The sequence below is a fragment of the Streptomyces sp. NPDC026589 genome, assembly GCF_040638385.1.
Classification (GTDB): Bacteria; Actinomycetota; Actinomycetes; order Streptomycetales; family Streptomycetaceae; genus Streptomyces.
Window position 1 is genome coordinate 98,423 of the sequence record NZ_JBEZYG010000022.1, and the last position, 22,329, is coordinate 120,751.

The window sequence follows — 22,329 nt, forward strand, 5'->3', positions numbered from 1 at the left end:
TTTCCGCCCTTTTGATCAGGATCCAGGTCGGCGGGAAGCCACTAAAGTGATGGCCATGACCGAGAGTTCCGTGCACCCCGCCCTCTGGCCCGCCCCCCACGCGAGCGGCGCCGTCGACGCGACCGTCGCCGTGCCCGGATCCAAATCGGTCACCAACCGCGCGCTCGTGCTCGCCTCGCTGTCCGCCGAGCCGGGCTGGCTGCGCCGCCCGCTGCGCTCCCGCGACACCCTGCTCATGGCCGACGCGCTGCGCGCCATGGGCGTCGGGATCGAGGAGACCGTCTCCTCCTCGTCCGCCTCCAGCCCGTCCGCCGCGGCCTCCCCGGACAGTTCGGGCGAGGCCTGGCGGGTCATCCCGGCGGGGCTGCACGGCCCGGCGGCGGTCGACGTCGGCAACGCCGGCACGGTCATGCGCTTCCTGCCGCCCGTCGCCACACTCTCCGACGGCCCGGTCCGCTTCGACGGCGACCCCCGGTCCTACGAGCGCCCGCTGACCGGCGTGATCGAGGGGCTGCGGGCGCTCGGCGCGCGGATCGACGACGACGGGCGCGGGGCGCTGCCGCTGACCGTGCACGGCGGCGGGGCGCTGGAGGGCGGCGCGGTGGCGATCGACGCCTCGTCCTCCTCGCAGTTCGTCTCGGCGCTGCTGCTGTCGGGACCGCGCTTCAACCAGGGCGTGGAGGTCCGGCACACCGGGTCCACGCTCCCCTCGATGCCGCACATCCGGATGACCGTCGACATGCTGCGGGCCGTCGGCGCGCAGGTGGACGAACCGGAGACGGGCGGCGAGCCGAATGTGTGGCGGGTCTCCCCCTCCGCGCTGCTCGGCCGGGACCTGACGATCGAGCCGGACCTGTCCAACGCCCAGCCGTTCCTGGCCGCGGCCCTGGTGACCGGCGGCCGGGTCACGATCCCCGACTGGCCCGAGCGCACCACCCAGCCGGGCGACGCGCTGCGCGAGATCTTCACCGCGATGGGCGGCAGCTGCGAACTGACCGAGCACGGCCTGACCTTCACCGGCACGGGCCGTGTCCACGGCATCGACGTGGACCTCGGCGAGGTCGGCGAGCTGACCCCGGGCATCGCGGCGGTCGCGGCGCTGGCCGACTCCCCCTCCACGCTGAGCGGCGTCGCCCATCTGCGGCTGCACGAGACGGACCGGCTGGCCGCGCTGACCAAGGAGATCAACGAACTGGGCGGCGATGTCACCGAGACGGCCGACGGGCTGCACATCCGCCCGCGCCCGCTGCACGGCGGCGTCTTCCACACGTACGACGACCACCGCATGGCCACCGCCGGGGCGATCATCGGCCTGGCGGTGAAGGGCGTGGAGATCGAGAACGTGGGCACGACCGCCAAGACCCTGCCGGACTTCCCGGACATGTGGACCGGAATGCTCGGGGCCTAGAAGATGCGCCGTTACGGGAAGAACCCCGACGAGGACGACATCCGCGTCCGCCCCAACCGCAAGGGCAACCGGCCGCGTACGCACATCCGGCCCAAGCACGAGGACGCCGAGGACGGCATGGTCCTCACCGTCGACCGCGGCCGGCTCACCTGCCTCGTCGAGGGCCGGACCGTGGTGGCGATGAAGGCCCGCGAGCTGGGCCGCAAGGCCGCCGTGGTGGGCGACACCGTCTCCATCGTCGGCGACCTCTCCGGCGAGAAGGACACCCTGGCCCGGATCGTGCGCATCGCCCCGCGTCGCACGGTGCTGCGCCGCACGGCGGACGACGACGATCCGTACGAGCGCGTGGTCGTCGCCAACGCGGACCAGCTGGCGATCGTCACCGCGCTGGCCGACCCGGAACCCCGCCCGCGCATGATCGACCGCTGTCTGGTGGCGGCGTACGACGGCGGCCTCACCCCGCTCCTGGTACTGACCAAATCGGACCTGGCGTCTCCGGACAAGCTGCTGGAGGCGTACACCCCGCTGGGCGTCCCGTACATCGTGACCAGCCGCGAGGAGCTGGAGAGCGGGGACGCGGCGGACCAGGTGCGCGAGTTCCTCAACGACCGCGTCACCGCTTTCGTCGGGCACTCCGGGGTCGGCAAGACGACGCTGGTCAACGCCCTGGTGCCGCCGGAGCGGCGACGGACCACCGGCATCGTCAACGCGGTCACCGGCCGGGGGCGGCACACCACCACCTCGGCCCTCGCGCTGCCGCTGCCCGGCGACCGGGGCTGGGTGGTCGACACCCCGGGAGTGCGCTCCTTCGGGCTGCACCACGTGGACCCGTCCCGGGTCATCAACGCCTTCCCGGACCTGCAACCGGGCACCGAGAACTGCCCGCGCGGCTGCACCCACGACGAGAACCAGCCGGAGTGCGCGCTGGACGCCTGGGTGGCGGAGGGACACGCCGACCCGGCACGCCTGGACTCCCTGCGCCGGCTGCTCGCGACCCGGGAACGGCGCGAGGGCGACTGACGGCGCGTCCGTCCGGATTCGGCCGGGGCGGCGCGGGCATGTTTGCGGGCTTCAACGATTGGTAAAGGCATAATCGCACCGAGCGGGCGGTGCATCTTGCCGCCCACCGGGTACGTTCCCGAACCGATGCCGGTCACCTACGCGGGAGGCAACTCACGATGCCCTGGCTGCTGGTCGTGGTCGCAGGACTGCTGGAGACCGGCTTCGCCGTGTGTCTGAAGCTCTCCCACGGATTCACCCGGCTCTGGCCGACGATCGCGTTCGCCGCGTTCGCGCTGGGCAGTTTCGGTCTGCTGACCCTGGCGCTGAAGAAGCTCGACGTCGGTCCGGCGTACGCGGTGTGGACCGGGATCGGGGCGGCCGGGACGGCGATCTACGGCATGATCTTCCTCGGTGACGTGGTCTCCACGCTGAAGCTGGTGTCGATCTCGCTGGTGATCATCGGGGTGATCGGCCTCCAGCTGTCCGGCTCGGCCCACTGAGGCCCACCGGAACCGCGGCCCGCGCCCCTTCCCGTACGAGCCCGAGCGCACGGTTGTCCGCGGCGTCGTCGCCCGGCACCGGAACGATCACACAGGACAGCGCGAGACGTAACGCGATCTCGCAGCGCCCGGCGGCGGCCCCGGGCGACACCGCCACCATCCGGTCCCGTACGAGCGCGAGCAGCTCCCCGGGGGCCGGCGGCGGTCTCCCGCCCGTACCTCCCCCGGGGCCCGGCAGATGTTCCGGGCGGGGCAGCCCCTCCGCCCAGTACCCCGTGAGCAGCGCCTTGACCAGCGCGTCCTGGCGGGCGGCCCGCACGGTCCAGAGCGCGACGGCGGCCGGACGGTCGGGGACGGGGGCGGTCAGGGCACGGTCCACCCCGGCGAGATAGCCGTCGGCGGCCCGTCGCAGCAGGGCCCCGGCCAGTCCGCCCTTCGTGCCGAACTCGTTGTAGAGGGTCTGCCGTGAGACTCCTGCCAGGGCCGCGACGTCAACCATGCGCACCGTGCGCCAGGGCCCCTCGTCCAGCGCCCTGAGGGCGGCGTCCAGCAGTGCCTGCCGCGCTGTCGGCATCGTCGCCTCCCCGGCCCCGGGACCCTGCGGTTCAGAGTTGACGCGCTCCCGTGGGCTGTCAAGGGTCCCGGGAGGCACGGGGGCGCTGTAGCCCGCGCCCGGCGGCGCTGGATACTGTGACGGCATGCCCGACTACCACGATGATCTGCGCCTGGCCCACGTACTGGCGGACGCCGCCGACGCGGTGACGATGGACCGGTTCAAGGCTCTCGACCTGAAGGTGGAGACCAAGCCGGACATGACGCCGGTGAGCGAGGCCGACAAGGCCGCTGAGGAGCTGATCCGGGGCCACCTGCAGCGGGCCCGCCCGAGAGACGCGATCCTGGGCGAGGAGTACGGGATCGAGGGCAGCGGACCGCGGCGCTGGGTGATCGACCCGATCGACGGCACCAAGAACTACGTGCGCGGCGTGCCGGTGTGGGCGACGCTGATCTCGCTGATGGAGGCGGGCGAGGAAGGCTTCCAGCCGGTGATGGGCGTGGTCTCCGCGCCGGCGCTGAACCGGCGCTGGTGGGCGGCGAAGGGCGCGGGCGCCTTCACCGGCCGCAGCCTCACCTCCGCGACCCGGATGCACGTGTCGAAGGTGGAGCGGATCGCCGACGCCTCGTTCGCGTTCTCCTCGCTGGCCGGCTGGGAGGCGCAGGGCCGGCTCGACGGCCTCCTGGACCTCACCCGGGCCTGCTGGCGGACGCGGGGGTACGGGGACTTCTGGCCGTACATGATGGTCGCCGAGGGTTCCGTGGACATCTGCGCGGAGCCGGAGCTCTCGCTGTGGGACATGGCGGCGACCGCGATCATCGTGCAGGAGGCGGGCGGCCGGTTCACCTCGCTGGACGGGGTGGACGGTCCGGGCGGCGGAAACGCGGCGGCCTCCAACGGGCCGCTCCACGACGAGCTGCTGGGCTATCTGAACCAGCGGTACTGACCGCCCCTTTCGGGTCTGTCCGAAACCGTACGGTCCGCAACTGTACGGTCCGCAAGACGTGCCGGGGGCGCGTTGTGTGCTTTTCGGGCGCCCTCCCCACGCTTCACCCACCCCTTGTCGACCCGCCCCAAGGGTGCAACTCTGAGAGTCCCCCCACTTGTGAACTTGTGAATCGACTCACAGAGTCGGCTCGCCGAGGAGGTGGCTCGTTACATGCTCGTCCGTGACGCCATGAGCACGGTGGTCCTCACCATCGGCCCCACGCATACGCTCCGCCAGGCGGCCCGGCTGATGTCGGCCCGCCGCATCGGGGCAGCTGTCGTCCACGATCCGGACACCTGCGGGCTCGGCATCATCACCGAGCGCGACATCCTCGACGCGCTCGGATCGGGGCTGGACCCCGACCGGGAGACCGCGTCCGCCCACACCACCACCGACGTGGTGTTCGCCGCCCCGGCCTGGACGCTGGAGGAGGCCGCGGAGGCCATGACGCACGGCGGGTTCCGGCATCTGATCGTGCTGGACGGCGACGGGCCGGTGGGCATCGTGTCGGTGCGCGACATCATCCGCTGCTGGGCGCCCGTCCGGCGTACGGTCGCGGCCGCCGGCTGACCGCTCGCCCGGCGTGCGGTCGGCGCGGGAACGACCGGTGGGCCGGACCCCGCGAGGGGATCCGGCCCACCGTCGACGGCAGGCGTCCGGTCAGCCGCGGAGGGCCTGGACCGCGGCTTCCAGCCGCTTGCCGAAGTCGCCGTCCGCCTGGCGGAAGTTGTTGATCGCGCGCTCGGCGATGTCGTCGCGCGAGACCTTGGCGATGAAACCGGCGAGGTTCTCGATCAGCCGGGTCTTCTCGTCCTCCGAGTAGAGCCGGTAGAGGTTGCCCGCCTGCACGAAGTCGTTGTCCTCGGCGTGGACGGGGGCCTCGGTGTTACCGGTGGTGCCGGTGACCGGGAGCGGCTGCCACAGCGGGCGGTCCGTCTGGGACGGGCCGCCGAAGCTGTTCGGCTCGTAGTTCTTGGCGCCCTGGTGACGGCCGTCGTAGAGGAAGCCGTCCCGGCTGTTGGTCCGCGCCTCGGTGGCGTGCGGGCGGTTCACCGGCAGGTGGTCGGCGTTGATGCCGACGCGGTAGCGGTGGGCGTCGCCGTACGCGAAGAGCCGGCCCTGGAGCATCTTGTCGGGGGACGGGCCGATGCCCGGCACGAAGTGCGCGGGGCTGAAGATCGACTGCTCGACCTCGGCGAAGATGTTCTGCGGGTTGCGGTTGAGCTCCAGCTTGCCGATCTCGATCGGCGGGTAGTCCGCGTGCGGCCACACCTTGGTGAGGTCGAACGGGTTGAAGCGGTAGCCGGCCGCGTCCGCCGCGGGCATGATCTGGACCTGCACCGTCCAGGACGGGAAGTCACCGCGCTCGATCGACTCGCGCAGATCGCGCTGGTGGCTGTCGGGGTCGACACCGGAGAGCCGGACGGCCTCCTCGGTGGTGAGGTTCTTGATCCCCTGGTCGGTCTTGAAGTGGTACTTGACCCAGAAGACCTCGCCGGCCTCGTTGTTCCACTGGAACGTGTGCGAGCCGTACCCGTTCATGTGGCGCAGCGTGGCCGGGATGCCCCGGTCGCCGAAGAGCCAGGTCACCTGGTGCGTCGACTCGGGCGAAAGACCCCAGAAGTCCCAGACGTTGTCCGCCTCCTGCGAGCCGGTGTACGGGTCGCGCTTCTGGGTGTGGATGAAGTCGGGGAACTTGATGGCGTCCTTGATGAAGAACACCGGGGTGTTGTTGCCGACGAGGTCGTAGTTGCCCTCTTCGGTGTAGAACTTCAGCGCGAAGCCGCGGGGGTCGCGCGCGGCGTCGGCCGAGCCGAGGTTGCCCGCGACGGTGGAGAAGCGCAGGAAGGTCTCGGTCTGCTTGCCGACCTCGGAGAGGAACTTCGCCCGGGTCCACTGCGAGACGTCGCGGGTCAGCGTGAAGGTGCCGTACGCGCCGGCGCCGCGGGCGTGCACGATCCGCTCCGGGATGCGCTCGCGGTTGAAGTGGGCGAGCTTCTCCAGCAGCGCCTGGTCCTGGACGAGAACCGGACCGCCGACGCCAGCGGTCTCGCTGTTCTGGTTGTCGGCTACCGGCGCGCCGGCCTCCGTAGTGAGCGGTCCCTGCGTCACGTGCGCCTCCTGCGTCATGTCCTGCACTTTCCGGGATCGGCCGACCTCGATCGTCGGTCCGATGTTCCGCACAGCCTGTCCCTTGGCGTATGCCGGTCTCGATCCTACAATGGACATTGTCCAAGTCAAGTGAACATCCAAAGTCACACCCGATCGGGACTCGGTTCCCCCACTGTTAGGCTGGGCTCCATGAGCGACCTGCTGGAACGACTTCGTGGACGCGGCTGGCGTATGACGGCACAGCGGCGCGTCGTGGCCGAGGTCCTCGACGGGGACCACGTACACCTGACGGCGGACGAGGTCCACGCGAGGGCCGTTTCCCGGCTGCCCGAGATCTCGCGCGCCACCGTCTACAACACCCTCGGCGAGATGGTGTCCCTCGGTGAGGTGCTGGAGGTCTCCACCGACCGCCGGGCCAAGCGCTACGACCCGAACGCGCACCACCCGCACCATCACCTGGTATGCGCCCGGTGCGGCGCCATCAGGGACGTACACCCCGCGGGCAACCCGCTGGCAGACCTGCCGGCGGACGAGCGCTACGGCTTCATGGTCTCCGGCGTCGAGGTGACGTACCGCGGCATCTGCCCGAGTTGCGCCGCCACCGCCTGACCCGAACGCTTCTTCGGGCCCGCCTCCGGGCGGGCCCTGCTTCTCAGGTCGCCGGACATGACGAAGGCCCGGATCTCCATGAGATCCGGGCCTTCGTCTTTTCAGTAGCGGGGACAGGATTTGAACCTGCGACCTCTGGGTTATGAGCCCAGCGAGCTACCGAGCTGCTCCACCCCGCGTCGGTGAATGCAACATTACGTCAGCAGGTCGGGCGGCGCAAATTCATTCACGCCGGTCCGTGGGCCCGACGGGGCTACACCGGGTTACGCCGTCAGCTCCTGGTGCAGCGCCTCGCGCAGCCGCGCGGCCCGCTCGGCCACCTCGGCCGGGCCCAGCTCCACCGCCCGGGCGCACCAGCGCTGCCCCTCGGTCAGCTCGCCCCGGCGGGCGGCGAGGAGCGCCAGGCGCAGTGCGGCACGGCCGTGCCCGGCGGCGGCCGCACGGCTCCACCACAGGGCGGCCTCGCGCTCGCTGCCCTCGCGGGCCAGCAGCAGCCCGAGGTTGAAGGCCCCGTTGCGGCTGCCCGCCTCGGCGGCCTCCCGGTACCAGTGGGCGGCGCTCTCCACGTCCCCGCGGGCGGCGGCGAGCATGCCGACCCGGACCTGGGCGCGGCGGTGACCCTGCTGGGCGGCCCGCTCGTACCACTCCTCGCACTCGGTCTTCTCCGGCATCGGCTCGCCCAGCGCGGGCGGTCCCGGCGGCGGCTGGCGTGCGTCCAGCACTCCGGCCAGCCGGAACGCGGCCTCGGCGCTGCCGCCGCCCGCGGCGCAGCGCAGGTGCCGCTCGGCCTCCCGGTCCTCGCCGTCGCGCAGCAGGGCCATGCCGACCTGGAGCGCGGCGTCGGTGTGCCCGGCCGCCGCGGCGCGCTCGTACCAGCCCAGCGCCGTACGGTCCTCGTCGCGTCCGGCGTGCAGGATGCCGAGGTTGAAGGCCGCGTCGACGCTGCCCGCCTCGGCCGCCTTGGAGAACCAGGGCTCGGCCCCGGTGTGGTCGCCGGCCTGGAGGAGGAGCACCGCGAGCGCGTTGGCGGCCTCGCGGTGTCCGGCGTACGCGGCGCGGCGGTACCACTGCTCGGCCTGCGGGGTGCGGTCCTGGGCGGCACAGAGCAGGCCGAGGTTGTACGCCCCGTTGACGTCGCCCGCGTCCATGGCGGCCCGGTACCAGCGCTCGGCGGTCTGCTGCTCACCGCGTGCGGCGTGCAGCGCGCCGAGCGCGTTGGCGGCGTTGCCGTCACCGTCCTGGGCGGCGCGCAGCCACCACACGGCGGCGCTCTCCTCGTCGCCGGCGTCGCGCAGCAGGAACCCGAGCGCACAGGCGGCGCGCGGCTCGCCGTCCTTGGCGGAGGTGAGGTACCAGCGTCCGGCCTCCTTGAGCTCGCCGCGCTGCTCCAGGATCGCGCCGAGGTGCAGAGCGGCGCGCCGGTGGCCCCGGGCGGCGGCCTGGCGGTACCACTGCTCGGCCTCGCCGACCCGGCCGGCGGCGGGTCCCGCCACGGGGCTGTCGCCGTCGGCCGCGTTCCTGACGCCCGCGGGGCCCGCCGCCCGGCCACGAGCGGATGCGGGCGGGTCGCCCGGCAGGCCGAGGCCCGTTCCGGTTCGCCCGGAAGCGGGGCCTCGGCCCAGGCCGAAGGCCTCGTGCGGGTCCTTGACGGCCTTCCGCTCCAGGGCGCGGGCCAGCCGGTAGGCGGCCTCACGGTGCCCCTGTTCGGCGGCGGCGCGCAGCCAGCGCTCGGCGCCGACGTCGCCGCGGTGCTCCAGCAGGTCGGCCAGCGCGTACGCGCCCAGCGCGTGGCCCTGCTCGGCGGACTGGCGCAGCCAGTACTCCGCGCCGGGCTCGTCGCCACGCTCGCGGAAGTGCCGGCCGAGCGCATGCGCGGCGGCGGCGGATCCGGCCACGGCGGCGATACGCCACCAGCCGGCGGCCTCGTCCGGGTAGCCGCGCTGGTGCAGCAGGACGCCCAGGTTGTTCGCGGCGGCGCGGTCCCCGTCGGCGGTGGCGGCGCGCAGATACCGCTCGGCGCCGTCCAGCTCGCCGCGGCGCAGCAGCAGCGCGCCCAGGACGCTCATGGACGCGGTGTCCCCCGCGTCGGCGGCGCGCCGGTGGCGCGCCTCGCTCTCGGCGCTGTCCGCGGCGTCGACCGCGTCCGTGGTGTCCTCGTCGGACGCGGTCGCGGTGGCGCTCGCGTCGATGGCGCCGGTCCGCTGGACCGGTGCGCCCGCCCCGGCGATGGCAGCAGCGAAAGCCGCGTCTACCGCGCTTTCCCCATCTTGGCCGCGCCGCTGCACAAACCGCCCTGTCTCCAACAGAGTTGCCCTGTCCCCCATAAATACCATCGTCGCACCACCTGTAACCCGCGTACACCTGGTATATCGCGGCCAGTGAGGTCACTACAGCGTTTTGTCGACATGCCCACAGAGAGACAAGTCAAACACGTTCGGAAGCAACTGCTGCCCAGCGAAACGCACTTCACGCCCACAGCTTGGGACCGACACGGCTGCACGCACAACAGGCACGACGAAGGCCCGGATCCCTTGGGATCCGGGCCTTCGTCTTTTCAGTAGCGGGGACAGGATTTGAACCTGCGACCTCTGGGTTATGAGCCCAGCGAGCTACCGAGCTGCTCCACCCCGCGTCGTTGTGTTCAAACCGTACCACGACGCGGGATGGACTCTGCTCAGCTGCCCTGGTCGGAGCCCTTGTCGGCCCCTTCGGCCGCATCCGGCTTCCTCGCCGGATCCCCCTTGTCCGCGTCCGCCGGCTCACCGGCGCTCGCGGGCTCGGCCGAGCTGTCCGGCTTGGCATCGCCCGCCGGCTTCTCGGCGCCGTCGGCCTTGTCCCCCTCACTGCCCGCCTTGGGCTGCGCGGCGGCGGCTCGCTCCAGGGCGTCCTGAAGAGCCTCCTGAGCCTTGCCGTAGGCCGGCCAGTCCTGCTCCTGCAGCGCCTTCTCACCGTCGGAGTACGCCTTCTGGGCGTCCGCGATGGCCTTCTTGAGCGCCGCGCTGCCGGTGGCCGGCGGCTCATCGGTCTCGCCCGGCGGCACATCGGGGTCGGGCGGCGTCGTGGCCCCGTCGTCCTCGACCCCGAAGACGGCGTTGAGCGCCTCCCCGAGGCTGTTCTCAAAGACGATCTTCGAACCGTACGAGGCGGCCACCTTGCGCAGCAGCGGGTAGTTCTGGTTGCCACCGCGCGTGTAGACCGGCTCGATGTAGAGGAACCCGCCCTCCAGCGGAACCGTCAGCAGGTTGCCGTACTCGATGTCCGAGTCGGTGCCCTTGAGGTTCCTCACGAACTCGGCGACGTCGTCGTTGCCGTTGAGCTCACTCTGCACCTGGCCCGGGCCCTTCACGGTGGAGGTCACCCGTAGCAGCCGCATCTCGCCGTAGTCCTTGCTGGCCGCGTCCGCGTTCACCGCCATGAAGGCACCCAGGTTGGGACGCCCTCGGGGAGTGAACGTGGTGGTCAGCGAGAACTGCTGCTCGTCCTGGCCCGGCATCTTCATGCTCAGGTAGTAGGGCGGGACCGAGCCGGGCTCCTTGTTGGTCGGGTCGTCCGGCACCTGCCACGCGTCACTGCCGCTGTAGAACTGCGCGGGGTCCTCGACGTGGTAGCGGGTGAGCAGCTCGCGCTGCACCTTGAAGAGGTCCTGCGGATACCGCAGGTGGTCCATGAGCTCCTGCGGAATCTCCCCGCGGGACTCGACCGTTCCCGGGAACGCCTTGCGCCAGGTCTTGAGAACCGGGTCCTTGGTGTCCCACTCGTAGAGTTTGACCTTGCCGTCATAGGCGTCGACGGTGGCCTTCACCGAGTTGCGGATGTAGTTGACCTGGTTCTGCTGGGCGACCACCGCGCGCTGGTTGGTGGTCAGCGAGTCGGCCGTGGTGTCGCCGAGCGTGGTCCGGGACGCGTACGGGTAGCCGTTGCTCGTGGTGTACGCGTCGACGATCCACTGGATCCGACCGTCGACGACCGCCGGGTAGGCGTCGCCGTCGATGGTCAGCCACGGGGCGACCGCCTCGACGCGCTCCTTGGGCGTGCGGTTGTACAGGATCCGCGAGCCTTCACCGATGGCTCCCGAGTACATGATCTGCGGCTCGCTGAACGAGACCGCGTACGCGGCACGGTTGAAGGTGTTGGAGAGGTTGACCCCGCTGTCGCCCTTGTAGCTGGTGGTCTTCTCGCCGTCCTCCTCGTAGTCGAGCTCCTTCTGGGGCCCGCCGACGATGGAGTACTGCTGGGTGTTCTCGCCGTAGTAGATCCGCTGCTCGTACTTGCCGAGCTCACCGGTGGTGGGCAGCCCCGACTCGCTGAAGTCCGGAGACCCCGGCGGATTCGTCCCGGTGGTCGTGCCCCGGGCCGCGATGGCGCCGTAGCCGTGGGTGTACGTGAAGTGGTCGTTGATCCAGTTCCGCTTGGGCAGGCCCTGGATGTTCAGCTCACGCAGACCGATGACGGTGTCCTGCTCCTTGCCGTCCTTGTCCTTGTAGCGGTCGACGTCCAGCGTCTTGGGGAACTGGTAGTAGTTCCTCCGCTGCTGGAGCTGCTGGAAGGCCGGGGAGACGACGTTGGGGTCCATCACGCGGTAGCTGGCGGCGGTGTTGGCCGCGGCCCGCAACTTGGTGTCGTCCTTGGTGGTCGCCTGGCCGTCGTAGTCGTCCACCTTGGCATCATCGATGTCGTACGCGTCGCGTGTGGCATTGATGTTCTTCTGGATGAACTCGGCTTCCTTGGCCTGCTCGTTCGGCTGGACCTGGAACTTCTGCACGATCGCCGGGTAGAGCCCGCCGATCAGGATCGCCGAGAGCACCATCAGGCCGAAGCCGATGACCGGGAGCTGCCAGGTGCGGCGCCACAGCGTCGCGAAGAACAGCACGGCGCAGATGGCCGCGATGCAGAACAGGATGGTCTTCGCCGGGAGGTAGGCGTTGGCGTCGACGTACCGCAGGCCCGTCCAGTTGTCCGCGGCCTTGAAGTCACTGGACTTCACCGCCAGCCCGTACCGGTCGAGCCAGTACGCCACGGCCTTCAGGGAGACGAAGATGCCCAGCAGCACCGAGAGGTGGCCGGTGGCCGCCCCGGTGGCGCGGGCGCCGGGGCTGGTGATGCGCAGCCCACCGTACAGATAGTGGGTCAGCGCGGCGGCGATCAGCGAGAGCACGGTCGCCGCGAAGCCGAAGCCCAGCATGAAGCGGTACCACGGCAGGTCGAAAGCGAAGAAGGCGACGTCCAGCTGGAACTGGGGGTCCTTCTGCCCGAACGGCACGCCGTTGACGTACAGGAGCCACGTACGCCACTGACCGGAGGCGGAAGCTCCGCCGATCAGCGCGACGAGCGCCGTGACGGCGAGCAGCACCCACTTCTTGTAGGGGGCGATGCTCATCCGGTAGCGGTCCAGGCTCTGCTGCTCCAGGGACATCGCGCTCAGCGGCGGCCGGAGCCGGTGCGCGAGCCAGATGTTCACTCCGATGGCGACCGCCATCAGCAGTCCGAAGACGAGGAACAGCCCGATCTTGGTCCACAGGGTGGTGGTGAAGACGGATGAATACGCGACCGACCTGTACCAGAGCCAGTCCGTCCAGAACCCGGCGAACATGACGAAGGCCATGGCGAGAACCGCCAGGACACCCAAAGTCATGAGCAGGGTACGGGCGCGCCGGGACGGGCGGCCGACTCTGATCCGTGGCCCGGTCGGGCCTCCGCCGCGGTCCGGCATCTGGAAAGCCAACGTGCGCACCTCGTAGTTCGCGGTCGTGTGGACGGGCCCAGCGATCCTGGAGCCCACCTATGCAACTTACTGAGGCTTTACCTAGTTCCCGTTCCGGGGGCGGAAGGAGGCAGGATATTACCCATGCCCAACGTTTCCCCCGCAGGACCCCCGATGGCCGCGAGTCCGCTCACCGTCGCCGTCCTCGAAATCGACGCCTATGCCTCCAACCTCGGCTGGGACCAGCCCGCCCGGCTGTTCGCCCTGGTCGACACCGCCCAGCTGCGGGTCCAGGAGCCCGGCCTCGCCCGTCAGCTGGGCCTTGAGGACCCCAGCTCCTCCGTCGCGGCACTCACCCCGATCGAGCAGGACGAACTTCCGCCGGGCACCGCGCTCGACGACTTCCTCGGCACGATCGCCTGGCCCGACGCCGTGGTCGGCTGCGCCATGACGGTGGAGCGGCTGATGCTGCCGCCGTCCGCCGAGACCTCCGTGCCGGACGGTCTGAACGACAAGCAGCTGACCCAGTGGGTCGCCAAGCACCCCGACCGGCAGGAGGTGCGGATGACCGTGGCCGTCCTGCGGGACGGGGCCCGCGAGTCCGCCGTACGGCTGCGCGAGAAGGACTCCCCCACCGAGGTGCTGACCGGCGCCGGTCTGGTGCCCGGCCTCGCCGAGGCGCTGGCGGCGACGTTCGAGTCCTGATCGGGCCGCTGCCCGGGGCCGTCGTACGGTTCCCGGGCGGCGCGGCCGTCAGCCGGTCGAGCAGCTCGGCAGACCCGCGGTCTTCCCGTTGCGGATCTGTTCCATCGACTTCGTGGCGTCCTCGATGGTCTTGACCCGCACCAGGGTCAGCCCGTCGGGGGTGTCGGCGGCGGCCGACGCGCAGTTGTCGTCGGGCGTGAGGAAGTAGCGGGCGCCGGCGTTCCGGGCGCCGACCAGCTTCATGTTGATGCCGCCGATCGGGCCGACCGCGCCCGCGTCGTCGATGGTGCCGGTGCCCGCGACGAACCTGCCGCCGGTCAGGTCACCGGGGGTGAGCTTGTCGATGATGCCGAGGGAGAACATCAGGCCGGCGCTCGGCCCGCCGACGTCGGCGAGCTTGATGTCGATCTCGAACGGGAACGTGTGGTCCGTCCCGGCCCTGATGCCGACGATCGCCCGGTCCTTCCCGCCCGCCTCGCCGTCGCCCTCGGCGGCGGGGGCTTTCGCGGTCCTGATGGTGATCTCCTCGCCGCCCTCGGGGGCGCGCCCGGCCTTCTCGGCCGCGGCGGCGGTCTTCGCCGGGATGATGGTGAAGGTGACGTCTTCGCCGGGCTGGTGCTTGGTGACGAGTTTCGCGACGTCGCCGGGCTCCTTGACCGCGGTGCCGTCGACGGCCTTGATCACGTCGCCCGCGTGCAGCTTGTCCTCGGAGGGGCTGTCCTTGACCACCGTGGAGACCACGACCTGGGTGGCGACCGGGATGTCCAGCTCCTTCAGGGCGGCCACCTTGGCGCTCTCCTGGGACTGGCTGAACTCCTCGGCGTTCTCCTGGGTGGACTGCTCCTCGGTCTTGCCGTCCGGGTAGAGCGTGTCGTGCGGCACCACGACGCTGTCGTGTGCCAGCCAGCCGTAGACCGCCTCGAAGATGTTCATCCGGTAGTCCGCCCCGGTGACGCGGACCGTCGTCATGTTGAGGTGCCCGGATGCCGGGTACGTCTTGCGACCGGAGATCTGCAGGACGGGCTCGCCACGCGCGTCGCCCAGCGTGTTCACCGTCGGTCCGGGGGACATCTCCGAATACGGCACTTTGACCAGCACGCCTGCGCAGAGCAGCGCGATGAGGACGAGGGCGGAGGCGAGCATCGTCGCGGTGCTGCGTGGCATGGAACGACAGTACGGGAAGGGCCTGTCAGTGCACCGCCGGGGCCGGTCCGTACGGGGAGACCGGAACGCGGCGGAAGGTGGTCACGCGGCGTGCGTCGGTCTTCAGAGAGCCCCGGAACCGGAGTGCGATTTCTCCATCGCGTCACGGAACCTGGCGTAGCCGGCGAGTTCGGTGACATCGCCGGTCGTGCGATTGCGGGCAGCCCAACTCGCCCATATCGCACCACCGACAGCAGCGAAAAGTGGAATCAACAGCCAAGCGAGTGCCGCCATCACGACCTCCCTACCCCATGAGCGACCGGATGCCCGATCAGCAGATTAACGATCCGGAAGACCAACGCTCATGGCGGGGGTGCCGTTACGCAAATCGGGGCGGATGCGCTCCGGTCCGGTTTGCGCTCAGCAAGCTCCGACCCACTCCTCCGTGCCGTCCGAGAAGCGCTGGTGTTTCCAGATCGGAACCTCGTGCTTGAGGTCGTCGATGAGCTTGCGGCAGGCGTCGAAGGCCTCGGCGCGGTGCGGGCAGGCGACGGCGACGACCACGGCCAGGTCGCCCACCTCCAGTTCACCCACTCGGTGGACGGCCGCCAGTGCGCGGACCGGGTGGTCGGCGACGACCTTCTCCGCCACTCGGCGCAGTTCGTCCCCGGCCGAGGGGTGACAGGAATAGCCGAGCGCGCCGACGTCCTGTCCCGCGTCGTGGTTGCGCACGGTGCCGACGAAGAGCGCGATGCCGCCCGCCGCGTCGTCGCCGACCGCGCGGAAGACCTCGTCGACGGAGAGCGGGGTGTCCCGGATCGCCAGCAGCCGGATGGGGTCGGCCGCCGCGTGCTCGCCGGGATGGTCGTGGGTGGGTGCCATGCTCCCATCGTGCCGTACGGCTCCGACATCCCGGAATTGCCTGTTCTTCCGGCGGCCGGCCGGCCGCTTTGGAGCCTCCTACAGGGCCTCGGGCGCCGTTGGGCGGTCAGATGCGGCGACGGGCCTTGCGGGCGCGGCGCACCACGGCGGCCGCGCCGAGCAGGGCGACCGTCGCTCCGGCGGCTCCTGCGGCGGTGGCGTCCTTGCGCCCGAGGCGGCGCCCGGCGAGCGTGTGGCGGCCCTCGACCTCTTCGAGGAGGGCTCCGAGCACCGCCTCGTTCGTCCACTTCGGCCGCCAGCCCACGTCGTGCAGCCTGCTGACGCTGACCACCCAGGGGTGCATCGTGTACGCCAGGTCACCGGCCGGGGACGGGGTGAGGCCGATCCGGTGCAGCCGGGCGGCGGCCCCGAGCGCCACGGCGGAGGGCAGCTCCATCCGTCGCACACCGCTGAGCTCCTCGACCTCCTCCTGCTCCAGCCAGCCGTCGCAGCCGACCGCGAACTCGCCGTCGATCTTCTCCAGGGCGGCGTACTCCAGCGCCGTCACCAGGTCCTCGACGTGGCAGAACTGCCAGGTGGGGCGCGATCCGGCGACGACCAGGAGGCGCGGTGACTCGAAGTAGCGGGTCAGGGCGGTGTCGGTGCCGCCGACCAGGACGGTGGGGCGCACGACGGTGACATGGAGCCCGGGGTGAGCGCGTGGGGCCCGGCGGCCGAGCCGCTCGATCTCCAGGAGGTCGCCGACGCCGGTGGCCTCGGCGGTGGCCCGCAGTTCGGCGTCCTCGGAGAGCGGCACATCGTTGTCGGCGAGCGCCCCGTAGACCATCGCCGAGGTGCACAGCACGACCCGGTGGACCCCGACGGCCGCCGCGGCGGTGAGCACGGTCTGGGTACCACGTACGTTGTACGCGGTGCGGGCCGCGGGGTCGGTCTCCAGGTCGAGGTCGAGGGCCAGGTGGACGACGACGTCCGCGCCGCGCAGCTTCTCGGCGATCGCCGGATCGCGTACGTCCAGGATGTGCCACGTCGCCTCGGACACCTCTCCCCGGCGCTCGTCGATCGCGATGACCTGCTTGATCGCGTCGGATGCGGCGAGATGGGCGGTCAGCAGTTCGCCGATGCCGGTGGCCGCGCCGGTGACCGCGACGACGGGGCCCCGGTTTCTGGGGGTCCTGGGGCGTTTCGTCTCGGGTGTGCTCTCGGGCGAGGGGTCGGTCAGGTTTCGCGCTGCGCGAACCTGCGGATCTGGGGAACTCACCGGGCGTCTCCAGCGGTTGTCTTCAGTACGTACCCGAATGACGCGTACGTACCAGGTGGCGTCCATCCTGCCGCAGGCCGGGAGTCGGCGGAGCACTGAGGCCCGAAGCGGGCGTGGTGTCTACGCTGGATGGTGATGTCGGGCAGTCGCCGTCGGTTCGAGCCGGCGGCCCTACGAGCCGAGGAAACCCGTGAGTGACACCCCATTCGGATTCGGCCTTCCGCCGGAGGAGCCGGAGAACGGCGACGAGGGCAAGAAGAAGGACCCCACCGAAGGTGGGCAGGGCGCTGGCGGGCCCGGGGGCCCGTTCGGATTCGGGCCGGGAGCGGGCGGGGACAACCCGTTCGCCGCAATGTTCGGCTCGATGAATCCGAACGATCTCGGTGCGGCCTTCCAGCAGCTCGGTCAGATGCTGAGCTATGAGGGCGGTCCCGTGAACTGGGACATGGCCAAGCAGATCGCCCGCCAGACGGTCTCGCAGGGCGCCCCGGACGGCTCCAAGGACGCCAGTGTGGGCCCGTCCGAGCGCACTGCGGTCGACGAGGCGCTGCGGCTGGCGGACCTGTGGCTGGACGGCGTGACGTCGATGCCGTCCGGTTCGGTCTCCACCGTGGCGTGGAGCCGCGCGGAGTGGGTCGAGGCCTCGCTGCCGGCCTGGCAGCAGCTGGTCGACCCGGTGGCCGAGCGGGTGGGCCTGGCGATGGGCGATGTGCTGCCCGAGGAGATGCAGGCCATGGCGGGCCCGCTGATCGGCATGATGCGGTCGATGGGCGGCGCCATGTTCGGCCAGCAGATCGGGCAGGCCGTGGGCGTGCTGGCCGGTGAGGTGGTCGGTTCCACCGACATCGGGCTGCCGCTGGGACCGGCGGGCAAGGCCGCGCTGCTCCCGCTGAACGTGGAGAAGTTCGGCAAGGACCTCAGCGTCCCGCAGGACGAGGTGCGGCTGTATCTGGCCCTGCGCGAGGCCGCTCACCAGCGGCTCTTCGCCCATGTGCCGTGGCTGCGGTCGCATCTGTTCGGTGCTGTCGAGGCGTACGCCCGCGGCATCAAGGTCGACACCAGCAAGCTGGAGGACGTCGTCGGCCAGTTCGACCCCTCCCAGCCGGAGCAGTTGCAGGACGCCCTTCAGCAGGGCATGTTCCAGCCGGAGGACACACCCGAGCAGAAAGCCTCCCTGGCCCGTCTGGAGACTGCTCTCGCGCTGGTGGAGGGCTGGGTGGACGCGGTGGTCCACGAGGCCGCGAAGTCCCGGCTGACCTCGTCCGACGCGCTGCGCGAGACGATGCGCCGGCGCCGCGCCTCCGGGGGACCGGCCGAGCAGACGTTCGCCACGCTCATCGGTCTCCAGCTGCGCCCGCGCCGGCTCCGGGACGCCTCGCGCCTGTGGGCCTCGCTCACGGACGCCCGGGGTCTGGAGGGCCGGGACGCGCTCTGGGCCCACCCGGACATGCTGCCGACGGCCCACGACCTGGACGACCCGGACGGCTTCGTCCATCACGAGCAGGCCGACTTCTCCGAGCTGGACAAGATGCTCGGCGAGGCGGCGAAGGGCTCACGGAAGCCCGCGGCGGAGGACGAGCCGAAGCCGAAGCCCGTCGAGGGCGAGGACGACGGCGACGAGGGCACGGGCGAGGGCAAGGACGGCCGCGACCAGTGACCCTGCGCGACGACGCCGTTCTCGTGCTGAAGGGCTATGCCCCTGAGGACGAGGCCGGTGACCAGGCGGAGCTGCGTCAGGCCTATCTGGATCACCTGGCACAGCATGAGGACGGCATGTGGAAGGCGTGCGGGGCCGGGCATGTCACGGCAAGCGCCCTGGTGATCGATCCGGAGCGGGAGAGGGTTCTGCTGACCCTGCACCGGAAGCTGCGGATGTGGCTCCAGATGGGCGGCCACTGCGAGGAGCGGGACGTCACCCTGGAGGCGGCGGCGCTCCGTGAGGCGACGGAGGAGTCCGGCATCACGGGGCTCACCCTGCTGCCCGGCGGACCGGTCCGGCTGGACCGGCACCCGATTCCGGCTCCCTGCAACTGGCACCTCGATGTGCAGTACGCCGCGCTGGCCCCGCCCGGAGCGGCGGAGCGGATCAGCGAGGAGTCCCTGGAGCTGCGCTGGTTCGGCTACGCGGACGTGCCGGGGGTGGCCGACGCGTCCGTGGTGCGCCTGCTGGAGGCGACGCGGTCCCGGTCGTAGCGGCAGGTCGCAGGGATGTGCGTAAGGGGCGGCCGCTGGAGGCCGCCCCTTACCGCTCTGGCTTGCGGGTGCGGGTCAGTTCCAGGCGTTGTTCTGGTTCTGGCCGTGGGAGCCCTGCTGGCCCACGCCGAACTGGGCGCGGGCGCCCTGGCCGATCTGGGCGTTCTGCGGCGGCATGACCTCGCTCGGCTGGACCAGGGCGAAGCCCTGGCCGAGGAAGCTCAGCTCCCAGCCCTCTCCGGTGTTGCCGCGACGCCTGAGGACACCCGAGGAGTGCGTCTGGGCCTGCATCTGCACACGCAGGGAGCTGGACCAGGCGACGATCGCGTCCGCGTCGACGTTGACGTACTTCTCGGGCGTGACCTGCATCATCAGGGGCTGGCCCGAGGTCATGAGGGCGACCTTGCCCGAGCCGGAGATGTTGAGCTGGTACTTGCCGCTGCCGGAGATCCCGTACTGGCTGTCCACCGCGATGACCTCGGTGTGCAGCGAGGAGTCGAGCGCGAGGACGTAGGAGCTGTCCACGGTCATCCCCTCGCGGTCGACGTCCACGACGTGGATGTACTGCGCGAGGTTGGCGAGGTAGACGGTGCCCTGGCCGGACACGCGCATCAGGTCGAGGCCCTCGCCGGTGTTGGCGCGGGCGCGGCGCTGACCCTGGGACTGGTATTCCCCGTCGAAGTCCATCAGACCCTGGTAGGCGACCATGGCGCCCTTGCGGGCGAGGACGTCGTCGTGGCCGGTCAGCGAGACCCGCAGGAGCTGCGGGTTCTGGATCGCGTAACGGTCCTGGGTCTGCTGCTCGGTGTGGCTGAAAAGCGGACTCTGCATGATGTGTTCTCCCTCCCCGTCAGTTCCGGATCCGCAGCCGGTCCGTACTGTCCTCGCTCGGCTGGACGACGACGATGCCCTGGCCGGAGAAGGCCATCTGGTACGCCTCTCCGCTGCCGCGGCCGATCAGCGAGCCGGCCTTGAAGCTCCGCTTGCCCTTCACCTTGAGGTTCGGGGACCAGGCGACGAGCGCGTCCGGGTCGACGTACGTCTCGTCCTCACCGCGTCCGCAGTCGACGACGATCGGCGTGCCGCGCGAGGTGACGGCGACCCATCCGGTGCCCTGGACGACGACGTTCCACAGGCCCTGTCCGGCGAACTTGGCGAGCCCCTTGACCTTCTCGACGCCCCAGGTGAGGTGGGCGTCGAACGCGAGGAGGTTGGAGCCGTTGACGGAGATGGAGTCGTTGTCGAGGTTGATGACGACCACGTCGGCGCCGTAGTCGGCGAGGTAGAGCAGTCCGTCGCCGGAGCACTTCATGACGGGCGCGCCCTCGCCGGTGATCCACTGGGAGGCGATCTGCCGGGCGGCGGGCGGGTTGGGCTCGTACTGGATGAAGCCCTCGTACGCGACCATCGAGCCGGTGCGCGCGAAGAGGTCCTGCCCGGAGGCCATGGCGACCTTGAGCATGGTCTTGCCGTGGTTCTCCATACGGGCCGTGACAGGGGTCGGGGCGAAGCCCGCGAGTTGCTGGTTCATGACGGGCTCCCTCAGACCTCGTAGGGCTGGACGACGATGAAGTTGCCGGGCGCTCCCCGGAACTGGAGGTTCACGGTCTCCCCGCTGTGTCCGGGGTACGCGTTGCGGCGCAGCCGGACCTGGCTGGAGACGATCACCTGGGAGGCTGCCGACCAGGCGACCACCGCGTTGCAGTCGGCGAACGTGGTGGGCGTGACCGGCAGGACGACCGGGGTGCCGTGGGTCTTCACGATCACGGTGCCGGTGCCCTGGAACTGCATGGTGAACAGGGCGCCGCCGGGGATGCCGTGCCCTTCGACCCTGCGGACCTCGTAGTGGAGGGATTCGTCGAAGGCGAGGACGCTCTCGGCGGAGACGCAGATGGCATCGCCCTGCAGCTCGATCGGATGCAGGTGCGAGCCCTCCTCGGCGAGGAAGACCTGGCCGCGGCCCGTGCAGCGCATCAGCTGCATTTCCTGGCCGGTGGCGTTGCCCACGGCGCGGCCGACGAATCCGGCGCTCTTGTATCCGAAGTCCACCTTGCCCTGGTACATCACCATGCTGCCCTGGCGCGCCAGGACCCCGGATCCGCCCATGGTCAGGTCGACCCGCATGAGCTGCTGGTTCTGCGGGGTCCAGCGCTGCCCGGTCGCGGTCTCCTTGTACGGCTGCAGAGCCGCCTGGAGACCCGCGCCCGTGGCCGGCACTCCCTGGGGCACGCCCTGCGGGGCACCCGGCGGCATACCGACGGGAGGCTGCTGGCCGTACGGGGCCGGCGCGGGCTGACCGTAGGGGGCGGGGGCCTGCTGACCGTAGGGAGCCGGGGCCTGCTGGCCGAAGGGAGCGGCGGGCGGCGCGCCCTGGCCGGGGACCTGGCCGAACTGGGGCTGCTGCGGCTGCTGGGGTTGGCCGTACGGGGACGGCGCCTGGGGAGCGAGCGGGGCCGCGATCGTCGGTGCCGCGTGCATCGGCTGCTGCGGTGCGGGCGGCGGCGTGGGCACGGACGGGGCGCCGAAGGCCGGTGCGGGCTGCGGGGCCGGGGCCGCGGGCGGCGCGCCGAAGGCGGGGGGCGCTGCGGCCTGGGCCGGCGGGGCGAATCCCGGAGCGGCGGCCGGCGCGGCGGCGGGCGGCGCCTCTTCCTCGGCGACCTCGCCCCCGAAGTTCTTCAGGAGCGCGTCGAGTCCGCCGTCGAAGCCCTGGCCGACGGCGGCGAAGCGCCAGACGTCCTTCAGGTAGAAGTCGCCGAGCATCACGGCGCGCTCGGTGGTGAACTCCGACCCGGTGAAGGCGTACCTCACCACCTCCTCGCCGCCCGCGACGATCCGGATGTATCCCGGGCCGATCTGCGACATCTGACCGGAACCGTCGAGCGTCGCGGTGAAGGAGAGCTTCTGGATGGCTGCCGGAATACGGTCGAGCGTGACGCGGAAGGACTCGGTGTCACCGGACTGCGCGCCGAGGAGCTGAATGGACTCCTCGGGCGATTTCGGCTGATTGAAGAAGATGAAGTACCGGTCGTCGGAGAGCTGCTCATGGGCGTCGAGGCCGAAGCAGCTGATGTCGAAAGTCAGCCCCGGGGCCGCGATCTGCACGCCTACGTACAGATCCGTCCCTGGCGTGAGATCACTGATCTTGGCCTTGTGGCCGCGTTGGAATTCCCTGGCCATGCGTAACGACCGTCCCCCATCCAGAAGGTAAATGCGTCGCGTCAGGCTAACCGCAAACGACGACATCGGGCCAAGCCGGTACACACCCGGTACAGAAT

Annotated in this window: 19 protein-coding genes and 2 tRNA genes; 9 read left to right on the plus strand and 12 right to left on the minus strand. The window is 70.8% G+C overall.

Annotated features, from left to right (window positions below; translation table 11 throughout):
• Positions 1–55: 55 nt before the first annotated feature.
• From aroA to AB0F29_RS31255, 3 genes are all read left to right on the plus strand, one after another.
• Positions 56–1,408 (plus strand): 3-phosphoshikimate 1-carboxyvinyltransferase, encoded by a 1,353-nt coding sequence (gene aroA / locus AB0F29_RS31245; protein WP_361879091.1) that lies wholly within the window; start codon positions 56–58, stop codon positions 1,406–1,408.
• 3 nt (positions 1,409–1,411) lie between these two features.
• Positions 1,412–2,428, plus strand: coding sequence for a ribosome small subunit-dependent GTPase A (gene rsgA, locus AB0F29_RS31250; RefSeq protein WP_361879094.1), 1,017 nt, complete (start codon positions 1,412–1,414; stop codon positions 2,426–2,428).
• Between the two features lie 158 nt (positions 2,429–2,586).
• Positions 2,587–2,910, plus strand: coding sequence for a multidrug efflux SMR transporter (locus tag AB0F29_RS31255; RefSeq protein WP_010061553.1), 324 nt, complete (start codon positions 2,587–2,589; stop codon positions 2,908–2,910).
• On the opposite strand, the gene AB0F29_RS31260 is transcribed toward AB0F29_RS31255, so the two are convergent.
• Positions 2,867–3,484: a TetR/AcrR family transcriptional regulator gene (locus AB0F29_RS31260; RefSeq protein WP_361879102.1), complete on the minus strand. Its 618-nt coding sequence runs from the start codon at positions 3,482–3,484 to the stop codon at positions 2,867–2,869. The genes AB0F29_RS31255 and AB0F29_RS31260 overlap by 44 nt on opposite strands.
• Before the next feature lie 124 nt (positions 3,485–3,608).
• On the opposite strand from AB0F29_RS31260, the gene hisN reads away from it, so the two are divergent.
• Together hisN and AB0F29_RS31270 are read left to right on the plus strand one after the other, a co-directional pair.
• Complete coding sequence (gene hisN, locus AB0F29_RS31265; RefSeq protein WP_018959156.1) at positions 3,609–4,409, plus strand: histidinol-phosphatase; 801 nt, start codon at positions 3,609–3,611, stop codon at positions 4,407–4,409.
• A 213-nt stretch (positions 4,410–4,622) separates the two neighbouring features.
• A complete protein-coding gene (locus AB0F29_RS31270) occupies positions 4,623–5,021 on the plus strand; it encodes a CBS domain-containing protein (RefSeq protein WP_018959157.1) in 399 nt (132 codons plus the stop codon).
• 90 nt (positions 5,022–5,111) lie between these two features.
• Here the strand turns inward: AB0F29_RS31270 and AB0F29_RS31275 are convergent, their stop codons facing one another.
• Positions 5,112–6,581 carry a catalase gene (locus AB0F29_RS31275; RefSeq protein WP_361879107.1) on the minus strand — a complete coding sequence of 490 codons (1,470 nt, stop codon included), beginning with the start codon at positions 6,579–6,581 and terminating at the stop codon, positions 5,112–5,114.
• 171 nt (positions 6,582–6,752) lie between these two features.
• On the opposite strand from AB0F29_RS31275, the gene AB0F29_RS31280 reads away from it, so the two are divergent.
• The gene (locus tag AB0F29_RS31280; RefSeq protein ID WP_026290746.1) at positions 6,753–7,172 is read left to right on the plus strand and encodes a Fur family transcriptional regulator; all 420 of its coding nucleotides are present in this window, start codon (positions 6,753–6,755) and stop codon (positions 7,170–7,172) included.
• 105 nt (positions 7,173–7,277) lie between these two features.
• On the opposite strand, the gene AB0F29_RS31285 is transcribed toward AB0F29_RS31280, so the two are convergent.
• The 4 genes from AB0F29_RS31285 to AB0F29_RS31300 form a co-directional block, all read right to left on the minus strand.
• A tRNA-Met gene (locus AB0F29_RS31285) sits at positions 7,278–7,351 on the minus strand.
• Between the two features lie 84 nt (positions 7,352–7,435).
• Positions 7,436–9,505 carry a tetratricopeptide repeat protein gene (locus AB0F29_RS31290; RefSeq protein ID WP_361879111.1) on the minus strand — a complete coding sequence of 690 codons (2,070 nt, stop codon included), beginning with the start codon at positions 9,503–9,505 and terminating at the stop codon, positions 7,436–7,438.
• 225 nt (positions 9,506–9,730) lie between these two features.
• Positions 9,731–9,804, minus strand: a tRNA-Met gene (locus tag AB0F29_RS31295).
• A gap of 42 nt (positions 9,805–9,846) precedes the next feature.
• Positions 9,847–12,882: a UPF0182 family protein gene (locus AB0F29_RS31300; protein WP_361879194.1), complete on the minus strand. Its 3,036-nt coding sequence runs from the start codon at positions 12,880–12,882 to the stop codon at positions 9,847–9,849.
• A gap of 135 nt (positions 12,883–13,017) precedes the next feature.
• Here AB0F29_RS31300 and AB0F29_RS31305 point away from each other — a divergent pair, with 135 nt between their 5' ends.
• Positions 13,018–13,578, plus strand: a complete 561-nt coding sequence (locus tag AB0F29_RS31305; RefSeq protein WP_032752853.1) for a PPA1309 family protein — start codon at positions 13,018–13,020, stop codon at positions 13,576–13,578.
• A gap of 48 nt (positions 13,579–13,626) precedes the next feature.
• Here the strand turns inward: AB0F29_RS31305 and AB0F29_RS31310 are convergent, their stop codons facing one another.
• The 3 genes from AB0F29_RS31310 to AB0F29_RS31320 form a co-directional block, all read right to left on the minus strand.
• Positions 13,627–14,742 (minus strand): PDZ domain-containing protein, encoded by a 1,116-nt coding sequence (locus AB0F29_RS31310; protein ID WP_361879114.1) that lies wholly within the window; start codon positions 14,740–14,742, stop codon positions 13,627–13,629.
• A 399-nt stretch (positions 14,743–15,141) separates the two neighbouring features.
• Positions 15,142–15,603, minus strand: coding sequence for a molybdenum cofactor biosynthesis protein MoaE (locus tag AB0F29_RS31315; RefSeq protein WP_361879117.1), 462 nt, complete (start codon positions 15,601–15,603; stop codon positions 15,142–15,144).
• A 106-nt stretch (positions 15,604–15,709) separates the two neighbouring features.
• Complete coding sequence (locus tag AB0F29_RS31320; RefSeq protein ID WP_361879120.1) at positions 15,710–16,861, minus strand: SDR family oxidoreductase; 1,152 nt, start codon at positions 16,859–16,861, stop codon at positions 15,710–15,712.
• Positions 16,862–17,051: 190 nt separating this feature from the next.
• Between AB0F29_RS31320 and AB0F29_RS31325 the strand changes: the two genes are divergently transcribed.
• On the plus strand, positions 17,052–18,518 hold the full coding sequence (locus AB0F29_RS31325) for a zinc-dependent metalloprotease (protein ID WP_361879123.1): 1,467 nt from the start codon (positions 17,052–17,054) through the stop codon (positions 18,516–18,518).
• On the plus strand, positions 18,515–19,054 hold the full coding sequence (locus AB0F29_RS31330; protein ID WP_361879126.1) for an NUDIX hydrolase: 540 nt from the start codon (positions 18,515–18,517) through the stop codon (positions 19,052–19,054). Before AB0F29_RS31325 ends, AB0F29_RS31330 begins: the two co-directional genes overlap by 4 nt.
• Positions 19,055–19,129: 75 nt before the next feature.
• On the opposite strand, the gene AB0F29_RS31335 is transcribed toward AB0F29_RS31330, so the two are convergent.
• Genes AB0F29_RS31335 through AB0F29_RS31345 form a run of 3 tightly spaced genes read right to left on the minus strand, consistent with a single transcriptional unit; the run spans position 19,130 to position 22,231 of the window.
• Positions 19,130–19,885: an AIM24 family protein gene (locus AB0F29_RS31335; protein ID WP_361879129.1), complete on the minus strand. Its 756-nt coding sequence runs from the start codon at positions 19,883–19,885 to the stop codon at positions 19,130–19,132.
• A gap of 19 nt (positions 19,886–19,904) precedes the next feature.
• The gene (locus tag AB0F29_RS31340; RefSeq protein ID WP_018959169.1) at positions 19,905–20,585 is read right to left on the minus strand and encodes an AIM24 family protein; all 681 of its coding nucleotides are present in this window, start codon (positions 20,583–20,585) and stop codon (positions 19,905–19,907) included.
• Positions 20,586–20,596: 11 nt separating this feature from the next.
• A complete protein-coding gene (locus tag AB0F29_RS31345; RefSeq protein WP_361879132.1) occupies positions 20,597–22,231 on the minus strand; it encodes a TerD family protein in 1,635 nt (544 codons plus the stop codon).
• Between the last annotated feature and the right edge of the window lie 98 nt (positions 22,232–22,329).

Bases quoted from the DNA above. Each gene is read 5' to 3' on its own strand.
- AB0F29_RS31270 (WP_018959157.1), top strand. From the start codon at position 4,623: ATGCTCGTCCGTGACGCCATGAGCACGGTGGTCCTCACCATCGGCCCC.
- AB0F29_RS31315 (WP_361879117.1), bottom strand. From the start codon at position 15,603: ATGGCACCCACCCACGACCATCCCGGCGAGCACGCGGCGGCCGACCCC.
- AB0F29_RS31305 (WP_032752853.1), top strand. From the start codon at position 13,018: ATGCCCAACGTTTCCCCCGCAGGACCCCCGATGGCCGCGAGTCCGCTC.
- rsgA (WP_361879094.1), top strand. From the start codon at position 1,412: ATGCGCCGTTACGGGAAGAACCCCGACGAGGACGACATCCGCGTCCGC.
- AB0F29_RS31335 (WP_361879129.1), bottom strand. From the start codon at position 19,885: ATGCAGAGTCCGCTTTTCAGCCACACCGAGCAGCAGACCCAGGACCGT.
- AB0F29_RS31310 (WP_361879114.1), bottom strand. From the start codon at position 14,742: ATGCCACGCAGCACCGCGACGATGCTCGCCTCCGCCCTCGTCCTCATC.
- AB0F29_RS31275 (WP_361879107.1), bottom strand. From the start codon at position 6,581: ATGACGCAGGAGGCGCACGTGACGCAGGGACCGCTCACTACGGAGGCC.
- aroA (WP_361879091.1), top strand. From the start codon at position 56: ATGACCGAGAGTTCCGTGCACCCCGCCCTCTGGCCCGCCCCCCACGCG.
- AB0F29_RS31345 (WP_361879132.1), bottom strand. From the start codon at position 22,231: ATGGCCAGGGAATTCCAACGCGGCCACAAGGCCAAGATCAGTGATCTC.
- AB0F29_RS31255 (WP_010061553.1), top strand. From the start codon at position 2,587: ATGCCCTGGCTGCTGGTCGTGGTCGCAGGACTGCTGGAGACCGGCTTC.
- hisN (WP_018959156.1), top strand. From the start codon at position 3,609: ATGCCCGACTACCACGATGATCTGCGCCTGGCCCACGTACTGGCGGAC.
- AB0F29_RS31280 (WP_026290746.1), top strand. From the start codon at position 6,753: ATGAGCGACCTGCTGGAACGACTTCGTGGACGCGGCTGGCGTATGACG.
- AB0F29_RS31300 (WP_361879194.1), bottom strand. From the start codon at position 12,882: ATGCCGGACCGCGGCGGAGGCCCGACCGGGCCACGGATCAGAGTCGGC.
- AB0F29_RS31340 (WP_018959169.1), bottom strand. From the start codon at position 20,585: ATGAACCAGCAACTCGCGGGCTTCGCCCCGACCCCTGTCACGGCCCGT.
- AB0F29_RS31290 (WP_361879111.1), bottom strand. From the start codon at position 9,505: ATGGTATTTATGGGGGACAGGGCAACTCTGTTGGAGACAGGGCGGTTT.
- AB0F29_RS31260 (WP_361879102.1), bottom strand. From the start codon at position 3,484: ATGCCGACAGCGCGGCAGGCACTGCTGGACGCCGCCCTCAGGGCGCTG.